Annotated in this window: 11 protein-coding genes; 6 read left to right on the top strand and 5 right to left on the bottom strand. The window is 62.0% G+C overall.

Features of this window, described 5'->3' with window-relative positions; all coding sequences use genetic code 11:
• The 3 genes from G6O68_RS31080 to G6O68_RS31070 form a co-directional block, all read right to left on the bottom strand.
• On the bottom strand, nucleotides 1-664 hold a 664-nt coding region (locus G6O68_RS31080; RefSeq protein ID WP_165253533.1), incomplete at its 3' end, for a YqaJ viral recombinase family protein.
• 3 nt (nucleotides 665-667) lie between these two features.
• Nucleotides 668-967 (bottom strand): hypothetical protein, encoded by a 300-nt coding sequence (locus tag G6O68_RS31075; protein ID WP_165253532.1) that lies wholly within the window; start codon nucleotides 965-967, stop codon nucleotides 668-670.
• Between the two features lie 83 nt (nucleotides 968-1,050).
• Complete coding sequence (locus G6O68_RS31070; RefSeq protein WP_165253530.1) at nucleotides 1,051-1,224, bottom strand: hypothetical protein; 174 nt, start codon at nucleotides 1,222-1,224, stop codon at nucleotides 1,051-1,053.
• Nucleotides 1,225-1,368: 144 nt separating this feature from the next.
• On the opposite strand from G6O68_RS31070, the gene G6O68_RS31065 reads away from it, so the two are divergent.
• The 4 genes from G6O68_RS31065 (at nucleotide 1,369) to G6O68_RS31050 (ending at nucleotide 5,238) form a co-directional block, all read left to right on the top strand.
• Complete coding sequence (locus tag G6O68_RS31065; protein WP_165253528.1) at nucleotides 1,369-1,773, top strand: hypothetical protein; 405 nt, start codon at nucleotides 1,369-1,371, stop codon at nucleotides 1,771-1,773.
• A gap of 643 nt (nucleotides 1,774-2,416) precedes the next feature.
• Entirely contained in the window at nucleotides 2,417-3,061 is a 645-nt protein-coding gene (locus G6O68_RS31060) for a hypothetical protein (protein ID WP_165253526.1), read from the top strand.
• Entirely contained in the window at nucleotides 3,061-3,798 is a 738-nt protein-coding gene (locus G6O68_RS31055; protein WP_165253524.1) for a HEAT repeat domain-containing protein, read from the top strand. Before G6O68_RS31060 ends, G6O68_RS31055 begins: the two co-directional genes overlap by 1 nt.
• Nucleotides 3,799-4,404: 606 nt before the next feature.
• Nucleotides 4,405-5,238: a hypothetical protein gene (locus G6O68_RS31050; RefSeq protein ID WP_165253522.1), complete on the top strand. Its 834-nt coding sequence runs from the start codon at nucleotides 4,405-4,407 to the stop codon at nucleotides 5,236-5,238.
• Nucleotides 5,239-5,378: 140 nt separating this feature from the next.
• On the opposite strand, the gene G6O68_RS31045 is transcribed toward G6O68_RS31050, so the two are convergent.
• Nucleotides 5,379-6,098 (bottom strand): hypothetical protein, encoded by a 720-nt coding sequence (locus G6O68_RS31045; protein ID WP_165253520.1) that lies wholly within the window; start codon nucleotides 6,096-6,098, stop codon nucleotides 5,379-5,381.
• 272 nt (nucleotides 6,099-6,370) lie between these two features.
• Between G6O68_RS31045 and G6O68_RS31040 the strand changes: the two genes are divergently transcribed.
• Nucleotides 6,371-6,625: a hypothetical protein gene (locus G6O68_RS31040; protein ID WP_165253514.1), complete on the top strand. Its 255-nt coding sequence runs from the start codon at nucleotides 6,371-6,373 to the stop codon at nucleotides 6,623-6,625.
• A 101-nt stretch (nucleotides 6,626-6,726) separates the two neighbouring features.
• On the opposite strand, the gene G6O68_RS31035 is transcribed toward G6O68_RS31040, so the two are convergent.
• Nucleotides 6,727-7,473, bottom strand: coding sequence for a hypothetical protein (locus G6O68_RS31035; RefSeq protein ID WP_165253518.1), 747 nt, complete (start codon nucleotides 7,471-7,473; stop codon nucleotides 6,727-6,729).
• A gap of 979 nt (nucleotides 7,474-8,452) precedes the next feature.
• Here G6O68_RS31035 and G6O68_RS31030 point away from each other — a divergent pair.
• Nucleotides 8,453-8,683 carry a hypothetical protein gene (locus tag G6O68_RS31030; protein WP_165253516.1) on the top strand — a complete coding sequence of 77 codons (231 nt, stop codon included), beginning with the start codon at nucleotides 8,453-8,455 and terminating at the stop codon, nucleotides 8,681-8,683.
• Nucleotides 8,684-8,778: the final 95 nt, after the last annotated feature.

Below are 8,778 nucleotides of genomic sequence, written 5' to 3'. Positions count from 1 at the left end.
GCTCGGGGGCGTCGAGCGTCAGCACGCCCTCGGCCTTGGGGTAGGCGAACTGGATCCGCTCGTGGTCGCGGGGGTCGACGGTGCGGGGCGGGACGCCGTCCTCGACGCACGCCCAGAACTCCTGGGTCTCGTCGAGGATCAGCCGGCAGAGCTTCTCGTCGCGGGGCACGGAGTAGATCCGGAGCTCCAGCGGCAGGAAGACCGCGAAGTCCACCCACTCCTGGCCGGCGACGAGCATCTGGTGGTTCCCCTGCACAAGCCAGTTCTCGGGGAGCCGCCACCACTCGCCGACCGGGGCGCGGAACTCGTTCGCCGCGTGCAGGCCGAGCGACTTGAACTCGACGATCCGGCCGTCCTCGGCGATCCCGTCGATCGTGGCGCGGAGCCAGGGGTGTTCGGTGGATTCCAGGCAGGCCTGGCGCTGGACGATCGCGAGGTCGGCCCGCTCGGCGTAGGCCGCGGCGATCAGCGGCTCCAGCCGGATGCCCCACTCCTGCGTCTCGGTCTGCTTCCGGGGCTTCGCGGCCCCGACCTTGTCCAGGTAGACCGCCATCCGCGTGCGGTGCGGGCAGACGCCGAGGATCGCCGGCGAGTCGCTCGCCCCGACGCCCCCGCGCCGCCACTCCAGCCACCGCGCCTGTTCGTCGTCCTGGTGGTGCTCCACGGGTCACAGCCCCCCCGTGTAGCAGGGGACGGTGTACGTCTCGGGGCGGCGGCGGTCGGCCTGGTCGGCGTCCCAGGTCCGGCCCAGCATCAGCCAGTCGGCCAGGAACTCGCGGGCCAGCCCGGCGTACCGTCGATAGCTCGCGATCAGGCAGTCGTCGACGGGGCCGAGGTCGAAGTAGCCGTCCTCGTGCTCCAGGCCGGTCGACTCGGCGAGCCGGTCGGCCTCGTCGAAGTCGGCCACGGCCAGCGTGATCCGGCCGTCGTCCTCCAGGATCAGATACCGGCCCTTCCTCCTCCTCATCGCCGTGGCCCCCGTGGTCTGCGCGAAACGCATTGTTGAAATAAACGGCGTGACCCTCGCGAATCTCCGTTTGCCGCGTAGGCTCAGGCGGCGGTCTCGTCGGGCTTGCGGCCCCGTTGCTTGGCCTTGGGCCTGAGCTTCTCCAGGAGCAGGCGACGGATGAGCGTGTTGGTCGGAACTCCGCTCTTGTTCCGCTCCTTGACGACCAGCTCGTGCTCGTCGGGCGGAAGGCGGACGACGAAAGCGACGTGATCCACTGGAACCCCCTGCGGCTAGCGTTCAGCCCGGTATCGCGTGATACCGACAGCGAGATACTACCGCGATTTGATCAAAGAATCAAGTTGTTCTTTTTGTTTTTTGATCAAATCGACGTGCGATCAAACGCAAGGAAAGGATGGACAATGCTTTCGATCAACAGGAAAATCGCGGCCATGAGCCGAGACCCTGATGACAAAGAGAAGATCCAAGCCCCTTCCGCCGCGGAAGTGAAGGATGCGTTCGTCGTCGCGCAGAAGCGATTGGCCCGCAAAGTGACGTTTCGCGGTAAGAAGATGGGTGCCGGGCCCCTGCTCAACGCCCTGGTGATCCACTTCCTGTCGCTCGACGAGACGGCGCAAGAGCGAATCGCGGCGATCGGCGTGGCGAAGTACGAGCAGATCCTCGAATCAGACGAGCTGATCGATCCTAGGATCGCCGGGGGCGTCCTCGTCGACGCGATCGGAAGCGGTGTCATCGACCTTGGCCGGCCTGGTGGGAAGGCGGGTAGGACGTCGAACCGCGACCCAAACTCTCGGCGTGAACAATGAGCCGATCCAAGAAGGGTCCAGAGATTCTGGAAGGTCGCGCCACTCTTCCGGCCGGCAGACGATTACATCCGTCTCGGTGACACCGTCGCCCTCGACGTGCCGGTATCGCTTCTTCCGAGCCATCTAACCATCCTCCGTGCGCCTACCTGTTCCTGCGCAAGATGTCCTGCAACGGCGAGGGTGTTATCGGATGCCCGGCGTTCGAATGATCAGGCGTACACCGAAAGAAGTGAAGAAACGCGACGCGCCGACCGACGCCCCGCACTGAACCTCTGTACCATATCCTTCGGCGCGAGCAAGTCTCCGTTAGCTCGTGTTGTTTGGATGCAACGAGGATATGAACTGCCTCTCATGATGCGACACGAGGGCTGGATCGCATCCTTTACAAACCGAGCCAAGAAGAGGTGGCGTCAGGGGTGAGATGCGTGCATGGTTCCAGAAAGATGTCTCTGCCGAATGTCCTGTTGCTTTCGGCTGAAGCAACAAGAGCAACAGAGGCTGCCGCCTTACCCCGCAGCTTCCCTAAGCCTCCCAAATCGCGCATACTGAACCTAGAAAGTGGCCCTCACCGCCTCCTTGACCCTAGTAGGCCGACAAGGGGGGGGTACAATGAGGCACTCTCACCTGGAGGTTCAACCGTACCGTGCCGCCGAGCTTGGAACTCGCACAAACCGTTGCCATAGGGGCGTTCAATCCCTCAGTGATCACGCCTGACTGGCTTAGCCGATTCAAGGTTTACCAGGAGCGTGACCTGGCTACCCATTTTGATCTCATGTCGCCGCGAGCTGGTTTCGAGGTCGAAATCGGAGCGATCAAAACCAAGTGGCAGGTAGACCCCCAGAAGCTGATCGTCTCGTCATCGAGCCGAGCGGTCGATTGTGGTGCGAAGGTGGCAGCCGTGCTGAGGCTACTCCCACACACGCCGGTTTATGCGATAGGCCATAATTTTCATTTTCGCATCAGCAAACAGGAATGGGAAGACCGTCCCGTACCCACCTTTGGCGACGACCTTAAGGGGCTCGGCCCCGAGGGGGAACTCGAACAAGCGAAATGGGTTGGCACCTTCAGACTGGATGACGTTCGAGTTGAAAAGACGGTTGCTTGCGTGGCCGAAGACGTGTTTGTCTTCTATAACTTTCACCGTTCTATAGACATCGATCGAGCCCAAAGGGCGACGACCCCGGAAGAGCAAATTTCACAAGCCTGCGAGGCTGCGGAACGCTTCAACGCGGATTATGAAGTTTGCCGAGGGATGATGGGCACAGCGTTTCACCTGGAGATCCCCTGATGACCGCCCTACGTGTGTCTTATGACCAATTCGAAACTGGCTCGATTAGACGCGCCGCGACTTCAGGGAATCGAGATCGCAACTTCGGGATGGACGTTCTTCCTTTCAACCCTCCCTACGGGGCGTACGAGGCGTTAAGTCGAAACACCCAACCGCAGACTGATGCTTCCGCCGCCTCCACCAGGACGGGGATTCTCGACTCGACCTTCTTCAAGCAGGCGGTGGAGGACATGATCCGTTCACCGATCCGGGATCGGGCGACCCATCTTGATCGAGTCAGTAAGGAACTTGCTGACTCGGACGCGCCATTGGAAGCCATAGAAACCCTGATTCAGGAGTGCGTGCAAAGGGGTGGCACCGACGGACTGGACATAGCCGTGGACATCTTATGTTCGTTCGGCGATCTCGCTATCAAGTATGCTGTGCGGATCCTTCCTGGCGACATCTCGAGATGGGACGCAGCCCGCGAGTTCCCGCGCTTCGATCGGAAAGACGAAGTCTGGTACATCCTTTTGCGAGCTGTCGGCCGATCGAATCTCAGCGTGAACCGGAAGTTCCCAATGCTCTCGGATTGCGTTGCCAAGGGAAACGAGAGCATTAGGTTGGCCTCCATCCAGGCTATCGGCGACATGGGTGGGCCGACCGCTGTCCGCCTCCTGAAGCATGTCATCGAGAACGAAGTCGACGCCGACATCCGGGAGGCCGCCTCCGAGGTGCTCGACGACCTGGAGGCTTGATGGCCCAGCCGCCAACCATTGCACACTCCATAGGCCTTTGCACGCCTATATTTTTGAGAAAGCTTCGCAATTCCGGCTCGTTTGGGTTCACCTCGACCCCGCAAACGCAACGCGCGAGGGATTGGTTAGACTCCATATGGCGGGTAGAGCCCCACCCTGAATCGCCGTTCAGCCTCTTTCTCGTGAACACGGACGACGATTTCCATCGGGTGATCTTAGGTATCGGCAGTAAAAGACGCTCGCCGTTTTCAGACGCCTATTTTCTGCCTATACTGCCATGCGACCTGGATTCGGTTGGCTTGACCCCCACACAAATTGATGCCGCAGAGCTCGATTGCCCAATCGCCAAGCGACTTCATTATCATCTTGAGTCGAACGAGGATCAGTTGCTTAAGCTGTGCACCAGGCTACTGCTGCAGCAACGCCCCAAAGTGACGTTGAAAGAGAAAGCGATAACAATGCTGGGACCGAAGGCCACCGAAGATGGTTGCCTCTCGCTTTCATCCTCGTTGCGGTGCATCGTTAGTGGATGCGACGCCATAAGAAGGTAGCAGGGCTGCTCGCCTGTGTTTACGTGGGTGACTTCTCCGCTGTGAAGTACATTCAATGGATCCCACCCAGCGCATAGACTGCCCTCTCTGTGGCAACCGCGGCAAGGTGAAGGAAGCCCCGCCGGCCGGGGCGAAGATCCGCTGCCCTAAGTGCGGCGGGACGTTCGCGCACGGCGCGACCGCAGCCCCGCCCGCTGAGCCGGCGGAGCGAGGTGCTGAAGACCCGCTCGTAACGATGATCGTTGCGCGCGAGTCCGAGCCGGAGAGCGTGTTCAAACCCGCCGACGCGCCTCGGGGAGAGCCGCTCGGGGAATGGATCGAGGCGAAGGCGCTCGACGCGCTGGCGAAGCGTATCGCCGGCCTGGAGAGTCGCAACCGCCTGCTGGCGTGGGCGTGCGGGCTGATCGGGCTGGTGGCCGTCGCAGGGCTGGCGACGCCGTTCCAAGAGCGGTTCGTGATGCCGAGACAGATCCAGGCGGATCTCTTGGTCGCGAAGCGTGTGCAGGTGGTCGACGAGTCCGGACAGGTGATGGCCAACCTTGGGGTGATCGATCAGGGGTTGCCTCTTGGAGCCCTGACGATCGGCGCGGGGCCGAACTCGTCTACGGCCAGCCTGACCGGCGCGGGCTTGATGCTCTTCAAGGGCGACGGGCAACTGTCCGCTATGATCAGCCCGAGAAACCCGCTGGACGGTCGGCCGTTCATCTCCCTGGACGACGGCGACAACGGGAGCGTCGAGATCACCGCGAGGCCGTCGCTCACGTTTCGCCGCGGCGAAGCCGGAGATCAGACCCAGATCAAGCTGAACGTGGGGCTGGGCCAGATCCGGCCGTTCATCGACTTCTTCGATCCCGAGCGCGGCGGTTACGACCACCTCATCACTCCATGAGCCCCGCCCTTGACGCCCACCATTAGGCCGGCCATCCCACGTCCCGCGGACGCTCCGGCCGTCCCCAAGCCTCGCTCGAAGTCCAAACGACGGTGACCGAGGCCGGACGGCGGGAAGCTCGGCGCTTGAAACGCCCCGGCCTACCGCGCCTCTCCTTCGCGACGCCTGAGCAATTGGGCCGGCAAGGCCAGCAGCTCGACGCCGATCTCGGCCAGGATCGCATGGCCTTTGGTCAGCCATGCGGCGGCGAACGCCCAGACGGCCACCCACTCGCCCCAGAACAGGAAGTTGTAGTCGTCGAGCACGCGTCTCCAGTGGTCCGGCAGTAGGAAAAGGTAGGTGCCCATCGCCGCCATGCTGAGGAGGATGATCACGCCGCTCGTTCGATAGACGAAGACTCGCTCCGTCTCGTGCGAGGCCTGCTCGAGCTCCTCGTCCTTCGCGCTGGGAAAGTGGAAGAGCGAGTAGAAGGCCAGGGTCAAGAAGAACAGCCCGCCGCTGAGCGAGTGCAAGTAGCCGACGAGGGACCGCTGGTAGAGAGGGTCGCTGCCCGGATCGAGCGGGCAGAACGCGACGCCGAGCGCGCCGAGGCAGCCGAATCTGGCGGTCCAGCTCTCGACCCGGTCGTACCCGCGGTAGCAGAACAGGAAGACGCCGATCGTGCACATCGCCCCCACGAAGACGTCGCGCATCGGCGTGTGGTAGTAGCTGCTCATGTTGTCCTGGATGGGGACGCCGACGAGCCAGCCGACCGGGCCGAGCAGGATCGGCAGGATCAGGCCGACGATCCCGATCGCGCGGCGGACGCCCTGGTAGGAGATGACCAGGGTGTGTGCGGCCTTGGGAAGTTCTTGGACCATGGATCGCGGCTTCTCTCAACGGCGAGGTGTTCTCAGCCGAGGTTTTCCTCAGTGATGGCGAGATGTAGGATCATACCGGGCCGGTCGCCGCCACGACGAACGATGAATTGAACCCGAAACGTCGGGCGACCTCGCGTCGCTACTGCTTGCGCCGGTCCACCGCCCACTCCCGCCGGTCCGCCGAGCGAGGACGTCGGGGGACGTCGAATAAGAATCGTCGCGGGTCGTTCGGCCTCAGCGTCCGACTTCACGCCGATCGGGAGCCGTGATCCATGCCGCGACGCCAGAAGCCGCCAGGCTACGAGAAGTGGACCTGGGACGAGATCAACCAGGGCCGGAAGATGTCGAAGTCGGAGAAGCGGTATCGCCGCCTCGGGGTCGGCCTCGGTGCGTCGAAGGACGCGAGGGGGAATGTGACTCCACCGTCGTACCACGAGGCCCCGCAGTTCTATTGGGTGATGGGGGGGCTGTTGGTGATGGCTTTGATCGCTCTGATCGTTCAGATCGCGAAGCAAGTGAACCGGTGATCGAGGCGAAGATTGTGGTAGTCGTCGACGGCCTCCGCTGAAGATATCGCCCGCCGATCAAGCGGTACCGCGATACGGCTCATCGCTTCGAACGCTGCATGTCAACTGCCCGCTGCTTCGCTCGCCCCGGTGTGCAATGCCCTGCCATCGAATACGGGGTTGGTGCAGTCAGGACCGCCGACCTTGATGGAGACGATCCATTCGGCGACTTCCTGTTGGGCTGCAGGCGAGTTGTACACGGCGTGGCGCATGCCCCCGGCGACGTCCTCGTCCGGCACGATGAAGAAACGTGCCGGGACCCCGGTCGGTGCGGAGTTGGCTCGGACAGAGACACCCTTGCGAAAGCGGACCGCTTGGACGCCGAAGGGCCACAGAAACAATCTGTCGATAGGAAACCACATCCCAAATAATCCCAGCAGCAGCACGGCGAAGGAAAAACAATACAGGATGGTCGAAAACGGACTCAGTTCTCCGAATAAATCATGGGACGTCTTGGAGTCGACCTCGGCCCATAAAACATAAGCTGAGGCCGCAAGAATCGACGCCAAGAACGCTGCCGACGCCAGAACTACCCAGGGATTTCTCCGTACTTCATCAACCACCATGGCGATCTGAGCCATCAAAAGTGCCTTGGTGGCCTCGTCGCCGTTGGCCCTGACAACTAGAAGTTGAGGTCTTCCACGTCGAAACAAGCGTCTCCTGGTCGCCATCGTCGTGCGATAAAAGCGCCTCTGCCTCGAAGCCGCTACATCTCGATCGGGCAGTTTCAGCATGCCGAAAACACGGCGCAGAACTCCAATGGCTAAAGCTGGATTCACCTTATAGGTCACATACATCGCGGCCATCATTCCGATATTCAGGACGGCAGTGGAGATTAGCCATACGGAAGTCGACTGCGACCTCGGAGACGAATCCTGTATCATGGAAGCCGTCGTGCGAATCATCAAGGCATAAGCAGCGATCACAACCACACAGTAGGCCCCTAGGTAGGCGAGGAGCAGGCGGGGGGGCAACTCTCTCAGATGGCCCATGACGCGCGAGAATCCAATCCCGCCCACCTCCGCCATCGACCTGGATCGGGACTCCCTTCTCGGTCGTCTCGCCCTCGCAGAATGGGTGTCGCTCCGCCGGGAAATCGACACGGCTTCGATGAACGGAGTCGCCAGCGTCGCCACGCCGTGAGGCATCGCGGCGACATTCAATTCGTCGAGGCAGTACATGGCAACGTTGCCGCCATGGCTGTGGGCTACGACAACGTGCCTCCCCGAGGGGTCTCGCCCGAACCCCTCCTCGATCGAAGCCCTCAATTTCGCCGAAGCGTCCAATCGGGCCGGGAGCGAGTTAGCCCCCGACCAGTTGATTTCTATGAACTCATGGTCGGTACCGAGGTCAGCCAGCCGGCTCGAAACCCCGATGCGGAACGAAGAGCCATCCTCAAACCAGAGTGGAGGGCGATTCTGGGGGCATCTCCAGGACAAACGCGTCATGAGCTTATCAAGCTCGACCGCAAGCGGAGGACCTTTCGGCCATGTGCCATGGAGGAGGTAGATGGTGGTCTTCATTGACAGGCTCGAACGCTTTTGTAGTCAAAAAATCCCGGAATTTCGTGATCATGGCATCGCTGACTGGGCACAATCAAGGGGTTTTCCCCCGTCGTCCTAAAGTGCCTGTGGTAGCGGAAATTCGACAGGTAGATCAGGTTGACTACCTAATGCGGATTCGCTTCGGTCTTACTAGGCCGACGCTGGCGACCCGAGCCCGAACTCTCTGCCGGCCGAATTGTCCTGCTGGAGCGTCGATCACCCGAACGGCGAGGGAGGGACGGACATGTTAGAGGTCTACGAGTTCGAGTTGACCCTGGAAGGCGACTGCGCCGACTTGACCGACGAGCTGCTCGGCAGGCTGCATGCGGCCGGCTGCGACGACGGGACCGTGGCCTGGCAGAACGGCCGCCTCTTCATCGCGTTCGATCGTGAGGCCGCGTCGCTGGAGGAGGCGGTCGCGTCGGCGACGGCCGACGTCGGGCGGGCGGGGCGTGCGGTGAAGGCGGTCCCCTGACGGGCATCGACCTAGCCGTCGCGACGCCGGATCCGCCCCGAGCCGAGATGGCGAGCGGCCTTGGAACGGGAAGGCCGGCGAGGAACTCCGAGAAC

This window comes from Paludisphaera soli, from assembly GCF_011064595.1.
Lineage (GTDB): Bacteria > Planctomycetota > Planctomycetia > Isosphaerales > Isosphaeraceae > Paludisphaera > Paludisphaera soli.
This window is presented reverse-complemented; position numbering and strand designations above follow the sequence as displayed.